Source organism: Affinirhizobium capsici (genome assembly GCF_977018625.1).
Window position 1 is genome coordinate 198,858 of the sequence record NZ_CDRNXD010000002.1, and the last position, 25,431, is coordinate 224,288.

22 protein-coding genes are annotated in these 25,431 nt (G+C 52.6%); 6 read left to right on the forward strand and 16 right to left on the reverse strand.

Annotation, left to right across the window (positions count from 1 at the left end):
* Positions 1-62: 62 nt before the first annotated feature.
* Positions 63-2,237, forward strand: coding sequence for a glycosyltransferase (locus AC0JZ1_RS00975; RefSeq protein ID WP_471880576.1), 2,175 nt, complete (start codon positions 63-65; stop codon positions 2,235-2,237).
* Here AC0JZ1_RS00975 and AC0JZ1_RS00980 read toward each other — a convergent pair.
* The 8 genes from AC0JZ1_RS00980 to rffA form a co-directional block, all read right to left on the reverse strand.
* The gene (locus tag AC0JZ1_RS00980; protein WP_471880577.1) at positions 2,185-3,009 is read right to left on the reverse strand and encodes a glycosyltransferase family 2 protein; all 825 of its coding nucleotides are present in this window, start codon (positions 3,007-3,009) and stop codon (positions 2,185-2,187) included. The two genes, AC0JZ1_RS00975 and AC0JZ1_RS00980, sit on opposite strands and share 53 nt — an antisense overlap.
* Positions 2,993-3,904, reverse strand: coding sequence for an NAD-dependent epimerase/dehydratase family protein (locus tag AC0JZ1_RS00985; protein WP_471880578.1), 912 nt, complete (start codon positions 3,902-3,904; stop codon positions 2,993-2,995). The genes AC0JZ1_RS00980 and AC0JZ1_RS00985 overlap by 17 nt, the downstream gene beginning before the upstream one ends.
* A gap of 2 nt (positions 3,905-3,906) precedes the next feature.
* Positions 3,907-4,620, reverse strand: a complete 714-nt coding sequence (locus AC0JZ1_RS00990) for a nucleotidyltransferase family protein (protein ID WP_471880579.1) — start codon at positions 4,618-4,620, stop codon at positions 3,907-3,909.
* A 20-nt stretch (positions 4,621-4,640) separates the two neighbouring features.
* Complete coding sequence (locus AC0JZ1_RS00995; protein ID WP_471880580.1) at positions 4,641-5,645, reverse strand: SDR family NAD(P)-dependent oxidoreductase; 1,005 nt, start codon at positions 5,643-5,645, stop codon at positions 4,641-4,643.
* 39 nt (positions 5,646-5,684) lie between these two features.
* Positions 5,685-6,827 (reverse strand): glycosyltransferase family 4 protein, encoded by a 1,143-nt coding sequence (locus tag AC0JZ1_RS01000; RefSeq protein WP_471880581.1) that lies wholly within the window; start codon positions 6,825-6,827, stop codon positions 5,685-5,687.
* A gap of 62 nt (positions 6,828-6,889) precedes the next feature.
* Positions 6,890-7,777 (reverse strand): methionyl-tRNA formyltransferase, encoded by an 888-nt coding sequence (locus AC0JZ1_RS01005; RefSeq protein WP_471880582.1) that lies wholly within the window; start codon positions 7,775-7,777, stop codon positions 6,890-6,892.
* Positions 7,774-8,724 (reverse strand): glycosyltransferase family 2 protein, encoded by a 951-nt coding sequence (locus AC0JZ1_RS01010; protein WP_471880583.1) that lies wholly within the window; start codon positions 8,722-8,724, stop codon positions 7,774-7,776. The genes AC0JZ1_RS01005 and AC0JZ1_RS01010 overlap by 4 nt, the downstream gene beginning before the upstream one ends.
* 1 nt (position 8,725) lies before the next feature.
* Positions 8,726-9,901: a dTDP-4-amino-4,6-dideoxygalactose transaminase gene (gene rffA, locus AC0JZ1_RS01015; RefSeq protein ID WP_471880584.1), complete on the reverse strand. Its 1,176-nt coding sequence runs from the start codon at positions 9,899-9,901 to the stop codon at positions 8,726-8,728.
* Between the two features lie 95 nt (positions 9,902-9,996).
* Between rffA and AC0JZ1_RS01020 the strand changes: the two genes are divergently transcribed.
* Genes AC0JZ1_RS01020 through AC0JZ1_RS01030 form a run of 3 tightly spaced genes read left to right on the forward strand, consistent with a single transcriptional unit; the run spans position 9,997 to position 12,795 of the window.
* Positions 9,997-11,517, forward strand: a complete 1,521-nt coding sequence (locus AC0JZ1_RS01020; RefSeq protein ID WP_471880585.1) for a glucosyltransferase domain-containing protein — start codon at positions 9,997-9,999, stop codon at positions 11,515-11,517.
* A gap of 35 nt (positions 11,518-11,552) precedes the next feature.
* On the forward strand, positions 11,553-11,960 hold the full coding sequence (locus tag AC0JZ1_RS01025) for a GtrA family protein (protein WP_471880586.1): 408 nt from the start codon (positions 11,553-11,555) through the stop codon (positions 11,958-11,960).
* Positions 11,953-12,795, forward strand: a complete 843-nt coding sequence (locus AC0JZ1_RS01030) for a class I SAM-dependent methyltransferase (RefSeq protein WP_471880587.1) — start codon at positions 11,953-11,955, stop codon at positions 12,793-12,795. The genes AC0JZ1_RS01025 and AC0JZ1_RS01030 overlap by 8 nt, the downstream gene beginning before the upstream one ends.
* Positions 12,796-12,798: 3 nt before the next feature.
* Here AC0JZ1_RS01030 and AC0JZ1_RS01035 read toward each other — a convergent pair whose 3' ends face one another.
* Together AC0JZ1_RS01035 and AC0JZ1_RS01040 are read right to left on the reverse strand one after the other, a co-directional pair.
* Positions 12,799-13,689, reverse strand: coding sequence for a sugar nucleotidyltransferase (locus AC0JZ1_RS01035; RefSeq protein WP_471880588.1), 891 nt, complete (start codon positions 13,687-13,689; stop codon positions 12,799-12,801).
* 1,586 nt (positions 13,690-15,275) lie between these two features.
* The gene (locus AC0JZ1_RS01040; protein WP_471880589.1) at positions 15,276-15,752 is read right to left on the reverse strand and encodes an Lrp/AsnC family transcriptional regulator; all 477 of its coding nucleotides are present in this window, start codon (positions 15,750-15,752) and stop codon (positions 15,276-15,278) included.
* 146 nt (positions 15,753-15,898) lie between these two features.
* Here AC0JZ1_RS01040 and AC0JZ1_RS01045 point away from each other — a divergent pair, with 146 nt between their 5' ends.
* Positions 15,899-16,918: a 1-aminocyclopropane-1-carboxylate deaminase gene (locus AC0JZ1_RS01045; RefSeq protein ID WP_471880590.1), complete on the forward strand. Its 1,020-nt coding sequence runs from the start codon at positions 15,899-15,901 to the stop codon at positions 16,916-16,918.
* Between the two features lie 111 nt (positions 16,919-17,029).
* On the opposite strand, the gene AC0JZ1_RS01050 is transcribed toward AC0JZ1_RS01045, so the two are convergent.
* Positions 17,030-17,389, reverse strand: coding sequence for a hypothetical protein (locus AC0JZ1_RS01050; protein ID WP_471880591.1), 360 nt, complete (start codon positions 17,387-17,389; stop codon positions 17,030-17,032).
* A 409-nt stretch (positions 17,390-17,798) separates the two neighbouring features.
* On the opposite strand from AC0JZ1_RS01050, the gene AC0JZ1_RS01055 reads away from it, so the two are divergent.
* Positions 17,799-18,782 (forward strand): LacI family DNA-binding transcriptional regulator, encoded by a 984-nt coding sequence (locus AC0JZ1_RS01055; RefSeq protein ID WP_471880592.1) that lies wholly within the window; start codon positions 17,799-17,801, stop codon positions 18,780-18,782.
* 17 nt (positions 18,783-18,799) lie between these two features.
* Here the strand turns inward: AC0JZ1_RS01055 and AC0JZ1_RS01060 are convergent, their stop codons facing one another.
* From AC0JZ1_RS01060 to kdpB, 5 genes are read right to left on the reverse strand one after another with little or no spacing between them, the layout of a single operon-like run.
* Positions 18,800-19,387 carry an IMPACT family protein gene (locus AC0JZ1_RS01060; RefSeq protein WP_471880593.1) on the reverse strand — a complete coding sequence of 196 codons (588 nt, stop codon included), beginning with the start codon at positions 19,385-19,387 and terminating at the stop codon, positions 18,800-18,802.
* 50 nt (positions 19,388-19,437) lie between these two features.
* Entirely contained in the window at positions 19,438-20,127 is a 690-nt protein-coding gene (locus AC0JZ1_RS01065) for a response regulator (protein ID WP_471880594.1), read from the reverse strand.
* Positions 20,124-22,817 carry an ATP-binding protein gene (locus tag AC0JZ1_RS01070; RefSeq protein ID WP_471880595.1) on the reverse strand — a complete coding sequence of 898 codons (2,694 nt, stop codon included), beginning with the start codon at positions 22,815-22,817 and terminating at the stop codon, positions 20,124-20,126. The genes AC0JZ1_RS01065 and AC0JZ1_RS01070 overlap by 4 nt, the downstream gene beginning before the upstream one ends.
* 8 nt (positions 22,818-22,825) lie before the next feature.
* On the reverse strand, positions 22,826-23,395 hold the full coding sequence (kdpC, locus tag AC0JZ1_RS01075; RefSeq protein ID WP_471880596.1) for a potassium-transporting ATPase subunit KdpC: 570 nt from the start codon (positions 23,393-23,395) through the stop codon (positions 22,826-22,828).
* A gap of 2 nt (positions 23,396-23,397) precedes the next feature.
* Positions 23,398-25,431, reverse strand: a complete 2,034-nt coding sequence (gene kdpB, locus AC0JZ1_RS01080; RefSeq protein WP_471880597.1) for a potassium-transporting ATPase subunit KdpB — start codon at positions 25,429-25,431, stop codon at positions 23,398-23,400.

Sequence of the window (25,431 nt, forward strand, 5' to 3'; positions counted from 1 at the left end):
TCAGCAATGATAGTAACTTTCATATTGGATCTCACGCGGTGAGGCCAAACCGGATCAACAGAATGAGATCGATTCTCCGCGCGCGCGTTATTCGCGCGCTTCACCTGCTGAGGACAGCTTTAGTGCTGGTTTGTAGCGGTCGGCTGGATGTGATCTATGTTACGCTGCGCCGCAAGTTTGCTTCCGTCCAACTAGCGCCGATCGAGTATTTGACTGTCGATGCGGACGATATTTCTTCAATAGCGGCTAGACCTCTGCTTGAAGGATCTGGATCACAGACGAACGACAACGCAGACAGTCCGCTGTTATCCGTTATTATTCCCTGTTTCAACTATGGCCGATATCTGGAAGGAGCCATCGCTTCCATTCTCAATCAAACGTTCCAGGATCTTGAGATCATAGTTGTGGAGGGCGGATCTACGGATGGCGAAACCCCCGAGATTGTCAGAAAGCTGCAGACACCAAAAACTCGTGTCATTGTCCATGATAAGCCGACCCTTGTTGGGGCAAACCGCAATGCGGGGATTTTGGCTGCGAAAGGAAGATTAATCTGCTGTCTCGATGCCGACGACACGTTGGATCCTACATACCTCGAAAAAGCCGCTTATCTTCTGGAGGCACATTTTTACGACATTGTCTCCACCGGCATAAATTTTACCGGTGCCCGCACGGGTAAGATCGATGTGATGGAATCGCCTGATCTAGAGGCCATGGTAAATGGTAACCATATCACCACCTGCGCTGTCTTTCGTAGAAGTCTTTGGGAGCAGGTCGGAGGCTATTTCGATACCGGAAAGGGTCAAGACCACGTTGCTGAAGACTGGGATTTTTGGTTGCGTTGTGTGGCCGCCGGTGCTCGGGTTCGCAATATTACGGGCGAACATCTTTTCAATTACTTTGTCCATGACAGAGGGTCGTTATCATCCTCGGACGTCCGAAGCATAGCCTATCAGCGAAAATCAATCATGAACAGGAACAAGGTGCTACTCACAGCGGATGCGATGACACGTTCCAAATGCAACGCATTGCGCCGGCAGATTCGCGTCCCTGAAGGAAAGCTCCCTCTCTCGTGGAAGAGGTCAGCCGGTCGGTCTTTGCTGGTTGTAGTTCCGTTCATGATCATTGGAGGTGCCGAGAAGCTTCTTGCGTCAGTGATCCGCTACCTTGTCAATGAGGGGTGGAGTGTGACAGTCGTTTCTACGCTACCGCAGCAGGGGCTCGATGACGCGAGCGCGTGGTTCAAAGAAATTACGAATGAAGTCTATTTGCTCCCACGATTCTTACATGAATGGGAGTACGGAAGCTTTTTTCATTACCTTATCCGGTCCCGCCAGTTTGATGTGGCATTGCTGGCCGGAAGCCGCGTTTTTTACGAACTTCTCCCGAATCTTGCGGCGACTTACCCAAAAATGGCTGTCGTGGATCTGTTGTTCAATACAGAAGGTCATACACATTCTCATATTGAATTTCGGCCGTTCCTGACATCGGCCATAGCAGAAAACCCTGAAGTCATTTCTTGGATGAAGAAGCAAGGCTGGGCAAGCGAGCAAATACACCTGGTTGAAAGCGGTGTCGATGTGGCAGCTTTTGATACTGAACGTTCGCACAGGTTGGTAAATGAACTCGCCCTTCAGGATGACGATATTGTCATAGGGTTTTCTGGTCGGTTGGCCGACGAAAAGGCGCCTGACATTTTTGTTCAACTCGCTGCTGCACTCAGCGATGAGCCATCGCTGCGCTTCATTATGACGGGTGGGGGGCCGCTCAAAGACGAGATCGAGACAGCAATCAGCAAACTACCTATATCTTCTCGATTTCAGTTTTTGGGAATGGTCGATAGCACAAAAGAATACTTTGCAACCTACGACATTTTTGTGTTGCCATCCCGTATTGATGGCCGCCCAATTGCATTGTTGGAAGCTTTGTCATCGGGTTGCGCCGTGATTGCGTCAAGCGTTGGCGGCGTTCCGGCGCTGATTGAAGGATCGGGTGCCGGCATCCTTTGCGCGCCTGCTGATAAGTCCAGCTTCGTAGACGCGATACGTTTGCTGATTTCTGATAAAGTCAAATTGGCATCCATGAAAAGAGCAGCGCGAGCGCGCGCCAATCAGCTATTCTCCGTGCAGAAAATGGGCTGCGATTACGTCAATGCCCTTGAAGCCGCAATAGAAGCAAAACGCGGGGTCAGTAGTCGGAGCGCAGTCGGCGGAGACATTGAAGGGCAAGTCGGCGCATAAACTTCATGACTGTCCAGACGACCAAGACATAATATTGAGGCGTCCTAATTAGCCCCTTCTGCCTTAAAAGTTGATGCGTTCGTATCTCACCAAGCTGCATGTCGAGCATCTTCGAACTTAGGCCGCTTGCTCCAAAAGCTGCTTTATGCGCCCTTGCTAGTACAAGATTGATCTTGCTGCCTGAGATACCTGTCAACAAATTGGCCGCAACGAATGCATAATCTTCACCAGCATACCATTCTGGGAACATGAAGCGAATTGCATCGCGCCGGATGAAGACTGTCGATATCGAGGCGGGATTTTTTAACAAGATTTCGGTGCGGCTAAAGCCGGAAACGCTGACGGTTGTCAGCACTGGCCATTGTTTTCCAGAAAATGACTTCAGGTGGGCAGTTAGCGCAGGCTGTTGCGGCGCTTGCATCAGCCGCATCTGCAGCTCGATTTTCTCTGGATGCCATTCGTCGTCGGCGTCAAGAAATCCGATATAGGGTTGACAACCAGCCGCTATACCTACGTTGCGCGCTCCACCCGGCCCAAGATTTTGCGTCAGCGTCAAAAGCTTAATTGGCAGATGTGCGAAGGCCGGCAGAATTTTCGCGCAGGTGTCGTCGCTACTCGCGTCATCCACAACAATGATTTCCGCTGGTGGCCTTGTCTGGTTTTCAACAGATGACAATGCCCTCGCGAGGGCATTTCCATCCCGGAATGTGGGTATGACAACGGTTAGCGGGGCCGCAGTCACAGGCCGCGCGTCCTTAACCTTCGCGTTCATGCGAAAGCATCGCAGAGAGAATTCCCTTAATGTCAGGCATTGCCACGTTAAGTCCAAGCGCGGCAAGCTTTTCATTGCTTCCGATCACTACGTCGAGATCGCTTGTACCGCGAAGATGACCTTGCAGCTGGTGCTCAACGTTCAAACCGGATGACGCTATCAATTGTGCAACGATATCCTCTAACTTCAGCCCCGCGCCACTGCAAATGTTGAATACCTGACCTTGTGTCCCGGGAAGCCGAGGCAACTCCGCTATTACTCGTGCGGCCTCCGACACGTCGACGAAGTCGCGTACGCTGTGGAGGGACCCTGTCCTTAAAACGCCACCGCCGTCCTTCATGGCACTTATCTGACGCACGAAACTACCCAACGCAGTGCTTGCTGGTGCGCCGGGACCGATCGGGTTGAACAGGCGTGCCACGGTGACGTGCAAACCCGATCCGCTTGCGGCCATGCCGTTAAGTGTTTGTGCCAGTTTGGAGATACCATATGGCGACAAAGGACTGCAGACGTCCGTCTCGCGCGCAGTCATATCAGGCGAAACGGGTTTTCCGTACTCCGCTGCGCTGCCGATGAGAACGACTTTGGGCTTGACGCGCGTTAGCGATGCACCAACCAAAATTCTATGCGCATAGATGACGTTCGCCTGATAAAGAGCTTCTAAGTCAGAAGCATCACTCTTCCCGGCAAGATGATAAATGAAATCTACACCCATCTTGTCGAGTGCCGCGGAGATTTCGACTGCCGTTGAATTCGACGAAAGCGGCAAACCTGTGATTGTTTGGCCCGTCTGATTGCGAATGAGAGGAATGACTTCGTCGCCCCTTACAACGAGCTCTCGGCAGAGATGCTTGCCTAAAAAGCCGTTGGCACCTGTTACTAGGGCTACAGCCATCTTTATGCCTTTAGAAAAAGACTTCGTTGCGTCTCGAACAGCTCCTGTGCCGAGGCGTAGTCGTCTGGGCGACCGATGTCCAGCCATATGCAGTCCTGCTGCTGACATTGGACAGTCTTTCCGTTTGCCTGGAGTGTCTGCATCAGGTCCGGCATATCCAGACGCTTGCCGATCTCAAGATGAGGCGCGATGGCATCCCTGTTCAAGATGTAGAGCCCCATGCTTACGAGGTGAGAGTAGGAAGGCTTTTCCTTATAGCCGATTAACCGCATCTGCTCGTCGACTTCCACGAGGCCGAAATCAATCTTGAGCTTACGTTCATAAACGGCAATTGAGGCGCTCGCCTTACTGTCTTCATGCTTCCGTCTCATCTCCTCAACTGAGAAATTTGTAAGGAGATCGCCGTTGGTGACGATAAAATTTTCACCAGCCTGGTCAAGGATCGCTGCAATGGGTCCTGCTGTGCCCAGTGGGGTGTCTTCCAATACGTAGTCAATGTTCAGACCGAATGCGGAACCATCGCCGCAGAAGGCACGAATGAGGTGATGGAGATGGTTTACAGCCAGAATTACGTCTTCTACCCCAGCCGCTTTTAACTGCCGTAGCAAGAGCTCCAGCACCGGCATGTCTCCCAACGGGACCAGGGGTTTGGGAAAAGACGCGGTAAACGGCTGCAGCCGCGTACCCTTGCCTCCAGCCATGACGACAGCTTTCATCGGGGGGCCTCTCTCTGCTATTAGACGGTATATTCAGAAGGACGGTAAAGCCCGATGTTTCTTTCTACGAACGAAATTGTTTTCCTTAAGCCGTCTTCCGGGGATGTGGCCGGGCTCCATCCGAGCAATCGTTTCGCTTTACTGTTATCGGAGACGAGCTTGAGCACTTCACTTTCGGCAGGTCGCAATCTTTTCTGATCCTGCGTTATGGGCTTGTCACAATTCATCAACTTCAGGATGGTGGTTGCAAAATCGCCGATGGATGCCGTGGTTCCAGTTCCCAAGTTGATTGTCTGGCCATCAATCCCGCTTGTTGCACCCGCCAGAAGAAAGCCGGTCACGGTGTCATCAACAAAAGTCATGTCCCGCATTGGATCAAGTGCGCCTAGCTCGATGATATCCCGCGTGGCAGCTTGAGAAATGATTGTGGGGATAAAGGCGCGCGCTGACTGCCGCGGTCCAAATGTATTGAATGGACGCAGGGTAACGACAGGCGTTGCGAAAGATCGAAAATAGCTTTCTGCAATCTTGTCAGCACCAATTTTGGAAGCGGAGTACGGCGACTGACCTTGCAGCGGATGATCTTCATCAATTGGTTCGCGCAGGGCAGTACCATAGACTTCGGAGGTGGAGGTATGCACAACTCGGCTCGTTCCAAGGCGACGTGCAGCTTCAACGACGTTCAGCGTGCCCTCGACATTGGTGCGTACATAACTTCTAGGCGCGACATAGGAGTAAGGGATCGCAATCAACGCAGCCAAGTGAAAGACAACATCTTTAGCCTGGCAGACATTCATCACAAAATCGGAGTCCTCCACATTTCCGGCAACCACGTGAAGTGTACGCTTGATCTCCGCGTCAGCGTGCTCAAGATTTCCCCAGTGGGACGAAGAGCCATATTTAATCATGGCTGTCACGTTTGCACCAAGTCTGGCCAGAGCTTCGGCCAAGTGGCTACCGATAAACCCCCCTGCACCCGTTACAAGTACGTTCTTACCACTGTAAAAGCTCTGGAGGTCGATCATTTGCAAAATTCTCTTCTTCTAATGGCTGCAATGCCGCAATTAGCGCATGTCGGGACTTCTCACAAGATTTAAATAGATGGCAGTAATTCGGGGAACGATGTTCTCGGTGGAAAATTTTCGTTCGAAATCCGAGCGAGAGATCAATCCCATCTGCTTCCGCATTTCTTCGTCACGAGCAAGCCTGATCAAAGCCGCCGCAACAGCTTGGATGTCTCCTGCAGGAGCTAAAAACCCGTTCAATCCGTCTTTGACGATAGACCGGCACCCCGCCACATCATAAGCAACCATCGGCAACCCCGTCGCGGCTGCCTCCAGAAGAGAACGTGGCATTCCCTCACGCTCCGAAAGAAGGATCGCAATATCAGCACGCTGCCAGATTTCTGACACATCGGCTGCCCATCCATGCCATGTTATTCCGTTCAGCTTGGAATATTCCAAGAGCTGGCTTTCTGTCAGGCTGGTTATATTCTCAGGGTCGGGGGTACCCCAGAGCTCCAGGTTTAAGTCCTCAGTCTTTCTAGCTAACTGAACCGCTTTAATGGCTTGGTCTATTCCCTTCGCCTTCAACATTCTGCCAAGGTAAAGCACTGTTACAGGCAACTTGCCGTCGCGATTATCCTTGACCCGAAATGTATCAACGTTAATGCCCCATCCGCCGATCACGACCTTATGCGCCAGTTTAGGAAATTCGCTCGCGTCATCATCATTCTCGAATGTGAACACAGCCCGAGATCGCAGGGGAAGCAAGGAGAGGGCAAGCCGAACCATAGCTCGCGCCATCCTTAACGACAGCGCTTTTCCACTCCAGAGGTAGCCGAGCCCAGTAAGAGAATATATTCCAGGAACGGCGGCACCCAGAACATTGGCAAGCCCTCCCAGAATTACTGATCGAAGCGCGATTGCATGAATAACATCTGGCCGCTCCTGCATGAGAATTGATCGTAGCCGGTAAACTGTTAATAGAAGTGAGGCTAAGCCGACTGAGGATCGATTCGCCGAGAGGTTGATCAACCGGAACCCGTCGCGTTCCAGTTTATCGGTATCGTTACCAAACTTGGTCACAATGACGACTTCAAAGCCAGCGTCGCGAGCGGCTCTTGCTATCGGCAGGAAGTGGGTAGTAAAAAACCATTGCTCTGTGACAATATAAACAAGCCGGAATTTTCTTTTTCCAAATGTCACGCGATCGCCTTGGATTTGAGAAGAGACATTATGGATGCTTGGCAGTCCCGCTACAGAAGGCCTCACCAAGTGAACCGACTACGCAGGCTGCCGATAACAAGAGCACTCCCATCAAGCCTTGAAAAATCATTCAACCAAATCATTCCAGAGCCACAGACGACCATAGGCTTATTGTTTTCAATTCGCCATATTTTACCGGGCTGTCTAACCTCAAAGACTATGTCATCGACGACGGATGCGGAACGGATTCGAATTGCTTCACCGTTCAGAACGGTCTTAGCCCCATCGTAGGGGTAGCCTGTTGCGGCAACAAACCGGGCGACCTGATCAGCGGACCAAGACCAGTCAATGAAAAAATCGTGATCGTCTCGCCAGATCGAATACGTTGCAGCTGAATGGTCCTGCTCCTTGGCAGTTATATGACCAGATAACCAAGATTGAGCAATTTCCTTAGACATATCTGCCATCGTGGATGCTTGTCGTGTCAATGCTTCCTTTATGGTACAAGGGTAGGTTACTTCAAACGCCGCCTGTGACACAATAGGGCCGGCGTCTACCTCGTCAACAGGGAGAAGCGCAGTAACTCCGATTTGGCCTTCTCCGCGGACGAGTGCCGTGACCGTGGGCGCAAATCCTCTGTACCTCGGTAGCAGGGAATCGTGAAACACCACTGTCGATGGGGTTACGGTTGGAAAAAGGTACTGCCAGCCAACAACGAAAATCAATTCGTCTGCCGTGAACTGCGGCTTTTTGGTGATCTCCACCTCAACTCCGGCAGAAATTGCCGTTTGACGAATATCTGAGAATGAAGCTGAAATGTCGTCGCTCTGGTTGTACGTAATAACTTTCGACACCGGGATACAGAGCTCTAATGCCCGCTTAAGATATACAGAACCCTTCAGGCCTACCAAGCAACAGGTGACGCGGGGATTGTTCTGCTTGCGGCTCATAATGCAGTGTCTTCCAGTCCATTGCCTTCGATAAACCGGTCAACAATGTAAACGGGACGGCCCTTTGACTCTATGAGCGCACGCCCAATGTACAGCCCGGTCAGTCCTAGGCCAAAGATTATATATCCGCTAAGAAACCAAAGGGATAGCATGACGCTGGTCCATCCTTCAACGCGAAACACGCCATTGAAGTGCAAGATAAGCAGAAGAATGGAGCCAACAAATGTGAGCAGCGAGATCAGCATCCCAGACAATGTCATGAGTTTAAGCGGCTTGTCTGAAAAGCCGATAATGATGTTCGTCGCGAGGCCGAGTAGCTTCCTGAAGGTATAACTGGATTGTCCTTCAAATCGTCCTGCATGTTTTATTTCGATAGACGTCTGGTTGAAACCAATCCATTCGATCATTGCGGGGAAATATTTTGATTGCTCGGTCCAGCGATTGAATTCACGAATAGCGCGACTGTTATAGACGCCAAAGTTGGCAATTTCAGAACTTTGATGGGTGTCGGTCAGAAAACTGAGTAGGGAATAAAAGGCTTTTGACGCCGTTCTTCTGTAAAGGGAATCACTACGATTGGTCCGGCGTGCTCGGACGATATCATAGGAACCAAGAGTGGCTTTGTGCAATAGGATTGGCACTTCCTCAGGTTGATCCTGAAGATCGCAGTCCATTACTACAATCCATTCACCCTTGGCTCTCATAAGCCCTGCCTGGATCGCCGCATGCTGTCCAAAGTTACGTGACAAACGCAGCCCTTTAATGAACTGGCTTTCCTTTACGAGCTTCTCGATGACGACCCAGGAGCCTTTCGGGCACCTGTCGTCGACCAATACGATCTCATAGGAGCGCCCAAGGGAACGGCAGACAGAATCAATCCGCTCTGTCAACGGAACTAGGCTGTGTGGAGAGCCGTACACCGGGATCACGAATGATAGAGAGCACATTTTACCAATCCCGGAAGAACTTTAATATCTTCTCAATGATCTCTGACTGAAATTCATCAACGCCAACGAACATTGGTAGGCGTATCAAGCGGTCACTAGTGTCATCCGTCACATCAAGAGATCCAGCAGCGCGTGACAGCTGCTTTCCAGCAGGCGATGAGTGCAACGGGATATAGTGGAATGGAGCATTAATGCCATCAGCCCGCAGTCGAGCGACCAGCGCATCACGCTGGTTTCTTCCCGAAGTCAGCAGATAATAGAGATGCCCGTTATGCACGCAATTGCCCGGTATAATGGGTCGGCGAACCGCGCCTTGCGCTTCCAGAGCCTCAAATGCATTGTGATACGTGTTCCAGCCCTCAACCCGCCGGGATGTAAAGTCTCCGGCGCTCAAAAACTGTGCCCAAAGGAACGCCGCCGTCACCTCGCCGGGTAGGTATGATGACCCGATATCAACCCATGTGTATTTATCAACCACCCCGTTGTGGAACGCGGTCCGGTTGGTACCTTTCTCTCGTATTATATCAGCCCTGTCGCAAAGTTCGACTTTATTGACTAGGAGCGCTCCTCCCTCGCCGGAAACAACGTTTTTCGTTTCGTGAAATGAGAAGCACGCAAGATCGGAAAGGCGGCCGGCTGGCACGCCCGCATAAGAAGAGCCAAGCGCCTGGGCAGCATCTTCAATGAGTGTGAGCCCATGCCGGTTGGCAATTGCAGAAATCGCGCTCATTTCTGCACAGACACCGGCATAATGAACGACCATTATTGCTTTTGTTCTTGAAGTAATCGCTGCCTCGATTTTCGTCTCGTCAATATTCAGCGTATCTGGGCGAATATCGACGAACACGGGAATTCCACCACGAAGGGCAACAGCGTTGGCGGTTGAAACGAATGTAAAGGAAGGCATAATGACTTCATCGCCAACGTCTATGCCAGCGAGTATGGCAGCCATTTCCAAAGCGGCAGTACAGGAATGAACAAGCCGGGCAAAGGGAGAACCTACGCTCTCTTGCAGCCACTGCTGGCAAAGCTTCGTGTAGCGCCCATCACCAGAAAGGTGCCTCTGCTGCAAGGCGTCGGCGATGAATTCCAATTCTTGACCTGTTAACGGGGCTATGTTGAAGGGCACGGGCATCTTTTGGACAAAGTTCCTTTGCGTTTCGACAGCAGAAGCCATACAGAATGCTGCCGTGCCGTTGAAACAGGTTCGGAATTGCATTTCAAGCCTTGTTTTGACAAGGCATCGGTTAAGGAACCGAAATGGAGATCAGATTGCTGCTCAGTGAATTGACCATCCCTTGGAGATTGTATGGACGGCTTATAAAGCCATTTGTACTAATCGTCTTTTTGGGTGTCCTCTCCCGTGGACAAACGATTTTCTTTCCGTTTCTTTCAATCGATACTTATGAAGTTGCAGCGGCTGGCGATCCCTCAGTCAAATATCAGACACTCATTCAACAAGGCCGTTTTGGCCTGATGGCGTTGTGGTGGCTCAGGGGAGAGCTAGGCATCTGGGGGCCGGCTGCGAACTCGTTTTCACTGGTTCTATCCGTTCCGGTGCTAACTCTGTCGGGTCTCATTTTCGCGTTCGCAATTTCTCGGTCGATGACAGTTACAGCAGCGACGATTTTAGCTGCGGTTTATTGTCTTCATCCGTACCTGACAGAAATATATTATTTTTCTGACGCCGCCTTCAATATCTTCTTTGCGATGCTTCTCAGCGCCATCGGGTTGCTATTCGCATTGCAGGAAGATCGGCAGCCAGCGGCATGGGGTATAGGCGTAATATCTATTGCCGTCTCTATATCGATTTATCAGTTGGTGGTCGCCCATCTTGGTACCGCATGGCTTTTATCGGTTGTTGCCCGAAGCCTTCGGGAAAGCGATGATGAATTTTCGATTATTCGGCGATATCAGCGCCAGATTCGGGCGCTGGCTATCATGGCGGTTGCGCTGGCACTTTATTTGTTGATGGCATCTCTTGTAGCTCGGTATACCGGGTGGGAACTGGATGGGCGAAACGGCTTCTCAGGGTTACTCGATATCCGTACGAAGGCAGATGCCATTCGTCAGGCGCTTAGCCTAGGCTATTATCCATCTGCGCAACTCGTGCCGAAACTTGCAACCAACCTTCTGTTAATCATCCTCCCAATCAGCGCAACTTGCCTGGTTTTGAAAGCATGGTTGAGGCGTGGATTTTGGATCTCAGGGGCGGTTTTTTTATGTCTCGTCGTGGCGTTCGTCTGGTCTGCCAGCGCATCGGCGGCAGGTAATATCATATGGATCGTTCCACGTGTTGTCTCACCCGCATCCCTATTCGTTGGAGGTGTTCTGGCTCTTGCCATGCAGGAACTTAACCTCACAGTGAGACGTGTCCTTCTGGCGCTCGTCGCTGTCATTCTTATCTGCTACATCGGCGCGTCCAATGCCATTTTGTATGACCAGCGCCGTATCAATTTATGGGATGCGCAACAGGCAAACAGGATTGTTTCACGCCTGGAGCTGCAGCCGAGATTCGCCGAAATGAACAAGGTGGCGTTTGTTGGCGGTCAATGGTGGCGTACAACACCTTTGCCGACAGCAATTGGCGACATGAATGTGTCTGCGCTTGCAGTGGGTTGGGCAAAGGTGCAGCTAATCTCCCAGGCAACGGGATACCGCTATCCATCGTTGACTGAGACAGAGCAGGCCGCCGCCGAGCGTAAATGTCAGGATCGTCCTGTTTGGCCGGATATCAATTCGGTCTTCATCGACGGTGATACGGGCATCGTATGCCTCACCCGGCCGAAATGATGCCTCGTTTCTTGGTTTCCAGAGGAAATCCGATCTTGGCTCAAACATTATTCAAATTATATCTGCGGTTTCGGGAGGTTATTATCTTCGGCCTTGTCGGGATAGTCACAAACCTTTCCTTCTTGCTATTGTTCGTCATCCTAACGAGGCTCGACACCCTGCCTCAGACAGCTGCAACAATTTGCTATATCGGGGCTCTGTTATGTGGATATGTCTTGAACCGGTCGTTGTCATTTAGGGACGAGGCGCCGTTAAAGCAGACCATAGGGAAATACATAGCCCTATATGCCATTGGCTATGTTCTCGTTATGGCCATGCATCATTATCTTCCTGTGTTTGGCCTCTCTTCCGGTGGTATTCAAGTACTTGCGATCTTCATTGTTACTGCGTTCAACTTCCTCGTGATGAAGTTTCTCATTTTTACAGGTCATGACCATGCTTGACATTGCTGCATTCATTCGCCGCTCCTTTACAAACGCAGAGCAGATAGGTGACCTACGCTGGGTGGGCCCGCACACTCAAAAAATTGCCTATGACGAGGACTTGCATGGGCAGCATGCCGTGTTCGAAGAAGAATCGTTCTGGTTCAGGCACCGTAATGCTGTATTCGCCGACCTTATCCGCGAATTCAAGCTTCAGCAGCCCTTGGTCGATATGGGCGGCGGTACTGGCATTGTCTGCAAAGCCCTGCAAAAGCAGGGCTTTGCAGCACTGAACCTTGAGCCAACAGAATTTGGAGCGTTGCAGTCTGTCAGACGCGGCGTGCCGACAGTGCAGGCGACGATGCAGGAGGCAGGCGCCGCAGCCAACTCCCTCCCGAGTGTGGGTCTATTTGATGTTCTTGAACATATCGCTGATGACGCTAAGACACTGAGGGGTATCTTTGATGCGCTGGAGCCCGGAGGTTTCCTCGTCGTTGCGGTTCCTGCTTATAGTTGGCTTTGGTCAAACGAGGACATCAGAGCTGAACACTGCCGCCGCTATACGAAAAATAAACTTGTTGAAGATTTACGCGCCGTAGGATTTGACGTCCCATTCAGTTCCTACTTGTTCTGCTTTCTTGTTCTGCCAGTATTTTTGCTGCGTACCGTAACAAGCATGGGCGGCAGGATAAGGAGAGATGTGCCTGAGAACACCGAGCGCCGACATGTCCCAGGACGATTTTCCCGATTGGTCGTGGATTGGATGTTGCGTACTGAAAGAAAGCGTCTCGCTAAAAGATTGACGCTTCCTTTCGGCACCAGTGTTCTGGCAGTCGCGCAAAAACCATTGTTATGAAGACTATCTTTCGTTGAGAACTTTCAAGAGGTAGTCCCTATAGCTGGCGCTTGGAATAGCCTTTATTGTTTCAAGCAGCTGATTTTCCGAGATCAGTTCGGAGCGGTAGGCAACTTCCTCCGGGCAGTAGACTTTCAACCCCTGACGCTTCTCGATAGCATGCAAGAAATTTCCCGCTTCCATGATCGACTCAGGCGTGCCGGTATCAAGCCAAGCAGTACCGCGACCAAGTTTGATGGCATGTAAACGGCCTTCTGCTATATATTGACGATGGACTTCGGTAATTTCCATCTCGTTGCGGCTGGATGGAACAACTCTGAGAGCATGTTCGGGGGCATCACCAGGAAAGAAGTAAACACCAATGGAAGCCCATGTGGACTTGGGAGAAGATGGCTTTTCCACAACCTCAGCGACACTTGAATCGGCGTTAAACGTTATCACTCCAAAATTCTGAGGATCCGATACCCTGTAACCAAATATGACGGCAGCATTGTTTTCCAGCACCAACCTCTGAGCATCCTGCATGGCTCCGCGGACATCTTGGCCGAACAAGATGTTGTCACCTAATAGGAAGCAGAAAGGGCTACCATCGAGGAAGTCCTTAGCCAGAGATAGGCCGTCCGCTATCCCTCGCGGTTGATCTTGCGTGATATACGAAAACCTGGCGCCAAACTGCTCTCCAGTACCCAGCAGCCGCTGCATTGGCTCCAGATCCTCAGGATTCGTGATAAAGAGGATATCACTAATTTTTTGAAGCAATAAAAGTGATAAGGGGTAATGGATCATCGGCTTGTCGAAGACGGGTAGCAATTGTTTACAGGCGATCAGCGTTGAGGGATACAGTCTCGTACCTCTTCCGCCCGCCAGTACCACTCCCTTTAAATTTCTCGTCACCAGATATGCTCCATGTTACACGCACCGCCATCAAACGTGGCTTCGACACGCGGCTGAGCACGTGCCTCGAAAGGCTGGATACCGCAATTCTTGCGGAAATTCCACGGTGCGCCTGCATCTTTTCTATTTGTAGGAGCGTTGCATGAAGTTGGCGTTGCCCTCAAAATTCCTGATTAAGATTTGTGTTTGACGATTGTAGTGCTTGCGGGATGATTGGTATTCGCAAGCATGTATAATTCCGCTCCGCATTGCGCACGTATCCAATCTTGCGCGCGTTTGCATTGCTGGCAATTTGAATTTGTATGGCTAACATCTGTCAGGCACTGGCGGTGGCAAGCTCAACGCGCTCACGGGCACTATCTAGGTGGAGATGCGGCCATTACTGTGGCCAAGGCAGCAAGGACAGCCTCTGTGAGGGCGGGGAACGATGGCTCAATCGTCGTCAAATTTTAGGAAGCTACGCCGCTTGCGGAATGTTATCGAAGCCGATGATGGAGAGACCATCTGGCACCGAGCGATCATCAACTTTTCTCGCGGAAACAAGAAACCTTGCGTCACAGGTCTGTTACATAGATATCCACGTCAATTTTCGCTTTTCGCAATAGAGCTTTGGCTGCCTCCCGTCCAGTATGCGGTGGGGCGTTCGCTCCAATGAAAAAACTTCGTCGCCGTTCTCTAGATTGTCTCTTCAAAAGCCGTTGTTCGTCTGACGTGGGTAGAGCGAAGACTGCCTCTGTAACGACGGCGATCTTGTTAGCAACGGGCAAAGATCGGACGTTTAGCAGCAAGGCAAGACCCGATGATGCCATCGCTGAGAATGACATCAAGGTCGGCACGGTTGGCATTGCGATTGACCAAGATTAGCTTGGCGCAATTAGCAAGACACTGGTCAACGATTGATACCGGAGGTTCTCCATACAGCACGGCAATAGCTCGTACTCGATACTCGAATATCAGTTCGATCAGATGCACTAATGTTGCTTCTGGCATCGGCGGCATTAAGAAGCAAGCATCGCTGGCCTCGTCGCAACAGACCGAGGCTCAACCTCACCCGCTGTTTTGCAATAGATGGCGAGGACAAACTAGCGCCCACAACTCCTTTCAGGTTGAAGCTCGAGATATTTAAGGTTTGCGCCAGGCTGTTTACCCTGTAGCCGAGTTCCTCTGCCGCCTTCATCATACGTTGGCGCACATCCGGTGAAACACTTGCACCACGCGTAAACGTTCTTAAACTGCCGAACGTGAAACGCCAGCTTTCTGCGCAACATCTATTGACCTTACAAAGCTCTTAGCCATCAAGGTGCTCGTTGTCCTTATGAACCCGAACCTGTACTAGGGTTGATTGAAGCCTTGCAATGCACTCGCGTGCATCTCTTGTGATGCCGGGATGCCCTTTTGAACCTTCGGAAGCATGTCGGTAACCAGAGATGCTGATAAGGTATTTTTAGCATGCAAAGGTGTTCGCAGCACTTTGATCGAAAATAAGACTTCATCTTTCCGCACCAGCAAATCCCGCGGCACAGCAAAACGAAGTCGATTCGAAGTGCTTGAATAGGCCCCCACATACTTGAAAACCGCCTTTCGTGTCAGAAACGAAGCCGCGCATTGTCCTTGACATTTTTCATCACAAAGAAGGTTCGGGTTTGTCTAACGCCTGGTAAGGCGATGAGCTTTTGACCGTGAAGCTTGTTAAAATCGGCCATGTCTCTTACCCGTATTTTCAAGAGGTAGTCGAAGTCGCCCGCGACCAGGTTGCAATCAAGAACCTCCTTCAGTTCCAATACGGCACCTTCGAATGCCGCAAAACTTTCAGGTGTGGAGCGGTCCAAGACGACGCCAACCATCACCAGAGCTGCGAGACCAACGGGCTCAGGCGCGATTTCTGCACGTACCCCCGTGATAAAGCCCTCGTCAAAGAGACGTTGTGTGCGCCTATGACAGGTGGCCGCACTCACGTTCACACGCACCGCCAGTTCCGCGTTGGTCAATCTTCCTTCGGCCTGCAATGCCCGAAGAATACGCAGATCAATACGATCCAGAACCGTGCTGGAAGAATCTTCCATTATTGATGCTCATAATTGCTAAACAAGCGAAGTTTACCCCCAAAAGGTTCCAGTTGGCAACAGTTGGTGCCCAAGAACGAGAGCACCTTTCACCGCAAATCCGTTAGCGTTTAGTCGCAATGTGGGGCAGGTTGAAGGAGTTATGCATGTCACTTCTTGCTAAATTTGAGCGATATCCACTTACGTTCGGTCCAACGCCGATCGAGCATCTCCCACGCCTTAGCGCCGCTTTGGGCGATGAGGTTCAAATCTTTGCTAAGCGAGATGACTGCAACTCAAGTCTTGCCATGGGGGGCAACAAACTTCGTAAGCTCGAATATATTATTCCAGACGCGATTGCATCTGGCGCTGACACTCTCGTTTCCATTGGTGGTGTTCAGTCCAACCACACGCGAATGGTGGCAGCGGCAGCTGCGAAGATCGGTATGAAATGCGTTGTTATCCAAGAGAAATGGGTGCCACATTACGATGCGGTCTATGATCGCGTGGGTAATATAATGATGACCAGGCTCATGGGAGCCGACTCGCGACTTGTAGACGACGGTTTTGACATTGGTATTCGCAAGAGCTGGGAGGACGCCATTCAGTCTGTCAAGGATGCAGGCGGCAAGCCGTATGCTATCCCCGCTGGCGCTTCGGTTCATAAGTACGGAGGTCTTGGTTATATCGGCTTTGCCGAAGAGGTGGCTGAGCAGGAGAAGGTACTTGGATACAAATTCGATTATATCATCGTTTGCGTCGTTACAGGTTCAACACAGGCGGGCATGATTGTTGGCTTTGCCGCGCAAAATCGCGCTGGCCGCGTAATAGGTATCGATGCATCAGGAACTCCGGACCAAACCAGATCACAGGTGCGAGCCATCGTGGACAGTACTTCGAAACTAGTAGGACTGGGACGCGAAGTCCGAGACGAAGAAATCATCATCAATCCTGATTATGCTTATCCAGCCTATGGTGTGCCCTCGGACGAAACCAATGCAGCTATTCGACTGGCGGCTCGGACTGAGGCGATGATCACAGATCCGGTATACGAAGGTAAATCCATGCAGGGATTGATCGACCTTGTACGCAAAGGTTATTTCCCGAAAGGCTCCCGCATACTTTATGCGCACCTTGGAGGCGCTCCGGCGATTAATGGCTACAGCTATTATTATCGCGAGGGTTGAGAACGCTTGAGGCTCAAATTCACTTAGATCCAAGACGGATAAAGCCTTATGAGCTGGGATCCGCGTTGAATCAAAGGCCCGCAGAGTACAAACTGCGGGCCAAGTGAAAAATCAGGATTCGCCGATCAGCAGTTCCGCACAATAGCTCGGTCCCTTTGCGCCTGGGCGGTCAGCCACGATGCGAATGGACTGAATACGGTATTGCGAGTCAGCGGTAATCTGAGCGCTGCAGCTTACGCTCAACGTGCGGCCTTCCTTTGTCTTGATGCGGTTAAAGCCACCGCGCCAGTTGTAAACTGTCTGCGAGCCGCTTTCGCTATCGCTGTAAGGAGGCGCGAACCGGGCGAAGAAGGAACCAGCAGACTTGCCTTTCCAATAGGTTTCAACCGGATTGGTAGCTACTGGCCCTGCCGTCGTACAACCTGATACGAGACCAGCCAGTACTGCCACCGCGATCAAACGATAGTTCATGTATACACCCTTGTTACAGCTGCCGCAGCTTTCATGCGCCGCCTATAGAGATCGGAGAGAGAGCAGCTATTGCACCGCTCTTGCAACTGCAACTACCCATTTTTTACCATGGTCGCGAGAGGTCTGCGCTTAGATGAAAAAAATTCCTTTTCACGTGAGATTTCTGCCACGGTTGCGGCCAGAGCATCTTTACGACAATTGAGTTTTGTTAAGGAGAAGCTAAATAAATGATTTCGACTTCTTGCTATGGCAAAACGTGATAGCTAAAATTAAACATCGTAATACATCTTCTGTGTGTGTAGGTTGGCGACTCTACAATCAGGGGCGATTTTCGCCTGGGTTGTAAAACTTCGTGATAAGGTAATACAGAGTGCGACGCGGACGATCAGAGCGAACAACGCTATTTGACGTGGCTAAGAAAGCCGGGGTTAGCCCCATTACCGTTTCACGCGTTCTGCGAGATCCGGCAAAGGTTTCAGCAGAACTCCGGGGACGCATCCTTGAGTTGATCGAAGTCATGGGTTACGTGCCGGATCAAGCAGCACGTGCCCTTGCAAGCAAACACAATTCAACCTTCGGCGTGCTTGTGTCTGCAATGACAAGCCCTGCCTTCGTCAGCTTTATGCGCGGCATCGAGGAGCGCGTTCGAGATACGGACTTTCGCGTACAATACGCAAACACTCATTACTGTGTAGAGGAAGAAAAGCGGCAGGTACGGTTGCTTCTTTCACAAAACACAGCGGGCATCATACTGGCGGGTATGGAAGGTTTGGACCAGGTTACGGCACTTCTCAGTCAGGCGACCTGTCCAGTCGTTCAGGTGGTGGACGTGAACCTGGAAACGGCCGGTGCGTCAATTGCCATTGACCACATAGAGGCTGCTGCGACAGCAACGGAATATCTCCTTAAATGTGGCTATCGCCGTATCGCCTTTTTTGGAGGCACGACAGACGAGCGGGGACGCCGGCGGTCGATTGGTTATTCTCGCACCATGAAAAACGCTGGCCTCTTCGATGAAGCGCTTATCTATAGCGACAATAATAGCAGTGCCCCCACCGGGGTGAAATTGTTGCACCAGGCACTTCACGACCATCCCGACCTGGATGCCGTTCTGTGTCAGATCGATGAATTAGCTCTCGGCGTTCTTTTCGAAGCTCAGCGAATGGGTAAGAGGGTTCCGGAAGAGCTCGGTATTTGCGGTTATAACGACTTGCAGTTCGCTGCGGTCATGCAGCCCCCGCTGACCACTATACGTGTTCCCCTGTTCGAGATGGGCTATCGCGCCGCGGACATGATCATCCGCGATATACATGGCACATCGCAGCCACGACCTGTCGTAAATCTCGGTTTCGAACTCATTGCCCGAGGGACCACGAGGCCCCTGCAGGTCTGAATAGCGTTTGCTCCGGTTTAGTCGTCAGATTGGAAAGCAGCGCGTCCCCTGGTTAAGTCCTTCAACAGTGTTAGTGTCTTATCCCGGTGTTCCTCCGGAATGCTGAAGGTGATGAGTGCGCCTTCAGAATGAAAGTCTTCCGAGCATATCTGGACATTGGCCAAAGCAAGCAGGCGTGCTTTGCACAGAGCAAGATCACCAAATGGGACATCGACGGATAGGCTTACAGACGGAATAATGAGTTGTTTTGCGGCTGCTTGAAGACAGGCTGTCGCCGCGCCGCCATAGGCTCGCATCAAGCCGCCGCTTCCCAGTAATATTCCGCCGAACCACCGGGTCACCAAGACGCAGGCCTGATCGAACTCTGCCCCCTCTATGGCTTTGAGAATCGGCTTTCCGGCAGTTCCAGAGGGTTCGCCATCATCGCTGAAGCGATAATTGCTGCCCAAACGCCAAGCCCAGCAATTGTGGTTGGCATCGGCCTGTGCATTGGCTTGCAGAAAAGCCTTCGCTTCTTCTTCATCGGCGATCGGAGAAGCGACAGCCAGGAACCGGCTGCGCTTGACCTCTTGTGTGACGCTGCATGTCTCAGTGAGACGAAACACTGCTCATTTCCTTCCTGGCGGATTGAGCACCATCTCTACGTTCGCAACGTCTATTCGTCTATGGTGAAGCGATAACCCACCCCAGGTTCGGTCGTGACGATCCGCGGCTGGGTCGCGTCCTTTTCGATCTTCTGTCGAAGCTGGCCAATAAACACGCGCAGGTAATGAAGGTCATCGCCGTGCGCCGGTCCCCATACAGAAGTTAAAAGCGTGCGGTGGGTGACTACGCGGCCCGCATGGCGTGCGAGCAAAAGAAGAAGATCATATTCCTTTGGCGTGAGGTGGATAGTCTCTGAACCACGAAGCACGACGCGCCGGACCGGATCAATGGTCAATCCATCGGCTTCGATGGTGGTAGGGATGGCATCCGCCTTATTGCGGTGCCTAAGCGCCGTGCGCATTCGCGCTGTCAGTTCTCCGATGCTGAATGGTTTTTCCACATAATCATCCGCGCCAAGATCAAGCGCCGCAATCTTTTCGCTCTCCCGATCGCGGGCAGAAAGGATGATGATGGGAATATCGCTCCAGCCACGGAGCTGGCTGACTACATCTTTGCCGTCCATGTCCGGTAAGCCAAGATCGAGAATAACGAGATCGGGAGCCAGTGTCGCCACAGCCTTCATGGCATCCGAACCGTTGGCGGCTTCCAGAACGTCATAGCCTGCAGCCGTCAGCGCAGGCTTCAGGAAGCGTTGAATTTGCGGCTCATCATCCACGACCAGAATGCGTGAAAGGCTCATGATAATTCTGCCGTCGGTTTGCATGAAACTGGGAAACGCATGACGATACGGGTGCCTCGTTTGCGAATGGCTGGGCTTTCTGCGTGGATTGTGCCGCCCATCGCTTCCACAAAGCCTCTCGCAATAGAGAGGCCGAGACCGGTGCCGGGGGCGCGCCCATCCGGTTTGCCGCGTCGGTAAAACTTTTCGAAGACGCGCTCAAGATCTTCGCGCGGAATGCCCTTGCCCATGTCCGTCACGGAAATCTGAACTTCCTTGTCGCCTCTGCGCACGAATACGCTGATCGGATCAGTACCACCATATTTCACGGCATTGTCGAGAAGGTTGAACAGGACCTGTCCCAAGAGAACTCCGTCAGCCTGAATGAGTGGCACATCTGTTGCGATACTGGTCTCTATCTGGCGTTCAGGCATATAGCGGCGTGTCCTCTCTACAGCAGCCTGAACCACATCAGTGGGGTCCACCCAATCCCGTTTGGGCGCAAGCGTTCCTGCTTCGATGCGCGTCATGTCCAGCAGGTTTGCGACGAACCGGCTCATCCTCCCACTTTCTTCCTCAATGGATTGAAGAAGATCGTCACGGCTTTCCTCGCTCATATGTTGACCGAGTTGGCGCAGGCTGGTGACAGCGCCGGTAATGGTAGAAAGCGGCGTGCGCAAATCATGCGAGATTGAAGAGAGGAGGGCCTCCCGATAGCGCTCACCTTCCAGGCGCGCCGCCTGCACGACTGTTTCATTGGCCAGCCGTGCACGATCAAGTGCTATCGCGGTTTGGTCGAGAGCTGCGGCCACTGCGCGTTCTTGGTTAGGATCGAGATCTACTTCGCTGCGGGCAATGCCGCAAACGCCAACGAGCCCATGCGGGCCGAGCAGAGGGCGAAACTGGAAACGGCTATTGGGCAGGGTGCCAGTACGGTAACCAGCCTGTTCTCGCTTTTCTTGCGTCCATCGTGCGGCAGCCAGATCCGTCACATCCAATTCGATATCAGGTGGCCACGCGCCCGCGACCTGAAGCTCTCTTCCCTGCTCCGTCAACATTACCACCTGGCGCTTTAACCCGGACTGCAGTTGGGACACAGCCAGCCAGATTGCGTCTTCTGCCTTCTCCGCGCCAGCAAGCTTGCGGGAAAATTCGTACAAGGATTGCAGCGCCTTTGCTCGCGTTTGGGCGATATCTGCCTGTTCGCGAATGCGCGAGGCAAAACCGCCTGCAACCATGGCAACGATCAGGAACATGAAGAGCGCAAACACCTCGTGCGGAGCAGCAATGGTGAAGGTGTGGACGGGCGCGATAAAGAAGAAGTTATAGGCAAGCGTGGACAGGATGGCGGCACCAAAGGCTGCTATGTAGCCACCCGTCATCGCTGAGCCGAGTACAGCCAGAAGATAGACGATGGATATATTCGGCAGATCAATGATGTTCTCTATGGCGCGACCGATCACCGTCATGACGGAGACGAAACCACACGCAATGAGCGGAGAGATACCGAGAGCGGGCATCTTCAGATTTGGAATAAAAGAGGGATTGACCTCGAGGTCTCTCTCGTCCGGCGTGATGATGTGTAGTGAAATGCCGGAGGATTGCGCCTCCAGAGCCGCTGCAAGCGTTTTCGAGAAAAAGCGGAGGGGATTGCGACGGGAGGCGGCGCCAATGACGATTTGTGTCACATGCTCGCGACGGGCAAGTTTCAGGATTTCCTCAACGAAGTCCTTGCCAATAAGACGGCGGCTCTCTGCGCCCAGCTCCTCGGCAAGGCGAAAAATGCGCTCGATCCTTTGCAGCCGGTCACTGGTTTCCGTTTCGCGGTCTGCCCTTTCTGCGGAGACCACGATCCAGGGTGCATTGAGGCCTGAGGCCAGTCTACCCGCGACCCGCACCACCTTTTCCGATAGGGCGTCTGATCCTACGCAAACGAGAAGCCGCTCCCCCGTTGCCCAGGGGCCATCAATGGCGTTCTGCTTGAGGTAGTCGACCATCTGATCATCGACGCGATCAGCCGTGCGCCGGAGCGCCAATTCACGTAGGGCCGTTAGGTTGCCGAGCCGGAAGAAGCGATCAATCGCACGCGCTGCGCTATCCGGCAGGTACACTTTACCGGCCTTCAGACGCTCGATCAATTCAGTCGGGGGAAGGTCCACCAGCAGCACTTCATCTGCACGCTTTAGCACTATATCGGGAACGCGTTCTCGCACCGTAATGCCAGTTATCTGTGCCACAAGGTCCGCAAGGCTTTCTAGATGCTGGATGTTAAGTGCAGTCCAGACATCGATGCCAGCCGAAATCAGCTCTTCAATATCCTGATAGCGCTTGGGATGGCGACAGTCTTCCGGGTTCGAATGGGCAAGTTCGTCCACCAGAATGATCCGGGGCTTGCGCGCGAGCGCCGCATCCAGATCAAATTCCTCTAGCGTGCCGCCCCGATGTGTAATCGTGCGGCGAGGAAGCATTTCGAGCCCTTCAAGAAGGGCCGCTGTTTCGCTGCGACCGTGCGTTTCCACAAGGCCAACAACGATATCCTCACCATCTGTCTTCAAGCGTCTGGCCCGTGCCAGCATGGCATAGGTTTTTCCAACACCGGGTGCTGCCCCCAGAAAAACTGTCAACTTGCCCCGGCGGTCTTTGTCCGCCAGGGCAAGCAATGCATCCGGGTCTGGTCTGCGGTCGAACTTGCGGTCTTCTTTGTCCGCCATTCAAATACTCATGGTTTCATGGCGTCCAAGGCCATATTCAGCTGTAGCACATTGATGCGAGGTTCACCGACAATCTCAAGGCTTCTGCCTTCCGTTTGTTGTTGCACCAGAGCCGCAATCTTGCTGGCATCAAGCCCACGTGCCTTCGCAACACGCTCCACCTGCTCCTTTGCGAATGCGGGCGAGATATGCGGATCAAGACCGGAACCGGAAGTCGTAACCCCGTCGCCAGCAACCGGTGCTGCAATGCCAGCAGCCACAAGCTTCTGCACATCGCCGTTTACACGATCATGCAGCTTGATCGATGTCGGGCCAAGGTTGGAGCCTGAGGATGAGGAAGCATTATATGCATCCGGGCCTGTAGCGGATGGCCGAGACCAGAAGTAGCGATCAGACGTAAAATTCTGCCCGATGAGCGTCGAGCCGATGATCTTTCCGTCCTTTTCGATGAGCGAGCCATTTGCCTTGAAGGGCAGAGCTGCCTGTGAAACGCCTGTCACGGCAAGGGGGAAAGCGAGACCAGTGACGCCAGTCATGAGCACAACAAGAGTAAAAGCGGGGCGGATGTGGTTAAGCATGGTTACACCAGATGAAGAGCGCTGACGGCAATATCGATGATCTTGATGCCGGCAAAGGGCAATGCGAGTCCACCCAAGCCATAGATCAGAAGATTACGGCGCAGGAGTACGGCAGCACTTGCGGGTCGATAGGCAACGCCACGCAGTGCAAGCGGAATGAGCGCGACGATGATCAGGGCATTGAAGATAACGGCTGACAGAATGGCGGATTGGGGAGATGCAAGGCCCATGATGTTGAGTGTTGCGAGCGCCGGGTAGGTCGCCACGAACAAGGCGGGGATGATGGCAAAATATTTCGCGACGTCATTGGCAATGGAGAAGGTCGTCAGCGAACCGCGTGTCATCAGCAATTGCTTGCCTATTTCCACGATTTCAATCAGCTTGGTCGGGCTGGAATCCAAGTCCACCATGTTGGCAGCTTCACGGGCAGCTTGGGTGCCTGTCTGCATGGCCACGCCCACATCGGCTTGCGCAAGTGCTGGGGCATCGTTGGTGCCGTCCCCGCACATGGCGATCAAGCGTCCACCCTGTTGCTCACGGCGGATATAGGCAAGCTTGTCCTCCGGCGTTGCCTGGGCGAGATAATCATCCACACCCGCTTCCGAGGCAATAGCTGCTGCTGTGACCGGATTGTCCCCTGTAACCATCACAGTGCGGATACCCATGGCGCGCAGAGCGGCAAAGCGTTCCTTGATGCCGGGTTTTACCACGTCTTTCAGGTGAATGACGCCGAGGAGGTTTTCTCCATCGGTGACTCCGAGTGGCGTGCCGCCACTGCGCGCAATCAAATCGACAGATTTCAGGAAATCCGAAGGTGCGTTTTGTTGTGTCAGTCCGGCGAACTTCAGCACCGCATCCACGGCACCCTTGCGCAGCGAACGCGCTCCCACATCGACACCGGAGAGACGTGTTTCAGCGGTGAAGGCGATGACAGCATCTGGAACGATGTCCTTGGCTGAGACACCGAAATCACCTGTGGCCAAGGCAACGATAGAGCGGCCTTCTGGCGTTTCGTCGGAAAGGCTGGCTAGAAGCGCGGCTTCGGCCAATTGCTCACGGGTCACGCCCGGCACTGGCAGAAAATCACTGGCCATGCGATTGCCATAGGTAATGGTGCCGGTCTTATCGAGCAGAAGCGTATCCACGTCACCTGCCGCTTCGACTGCGCGACCAGAGGTCGCAATCACATTGAAACGAACAAGGCGATCCATCCCCGCAATGCCGATGGCGGAAAGAAGGCCGCCGATCGTCGTTGGGATCAACGTTACCAGCAGAGCGGCCAGAACCGTCACCGAAACCGGGGTACCGCTGTAGCCTGCCAGGCCCCAGATCGTGACGCAGACGAAGAGGAATATTAGCGTGAGTCCGGACAAAAGGATCGACAGTGCGATCTCGTTGGGCGTTTTCTGACGCTGCGCACCTTCGATCAAGGCGATCATCCGGTCAACGAAGGATGAGCCCGGTGCAACCGTGATGCGGATTCGGATTTCATCGGAGAGAACCTGGGTACCGCCCGTGACAGCGGATCTGTCGCCGCCAGATTCACGAATGACCGGAGCAGACTCACCCGTGATGGCGCTTTCGTTGACCGATGCGACACCTTCGATGACTTCGCCATCACCAGGGATGAGTTCGCCAGCCGCGACCAGAACGATATCGCCGATCTTGAGGTTTGGTGCGGCTATGGTTTCCGTGCTGCCATCGGCTTTAAGACGTCTGGCAACCAGTTCGGATTTGGTCTTCTTCAGGCTGTCTGCCTGCGCACGTCCACGGCCCTCTGCGACAGCTTCCGCAAAGGTCGCGAAGAGAACGGTGAACCATAGCCATGCGGCAATCTGGCCTGAAAAAGAGGCGGAGCCGCCGATTATCAAATCGCGAACGAACAGGATAGTCACCAGTGCCGCCACGGTCTCTGTGACAAAAATCACCGGGTTACGGAGCAACAGCCTGGGATTGAGCTTCCGGAAGGCATCGCCAATGGCCGGAAACAGGATAGATCTATCGAAAAGACCGGGAGCTTGATGGTCTTTGGACAT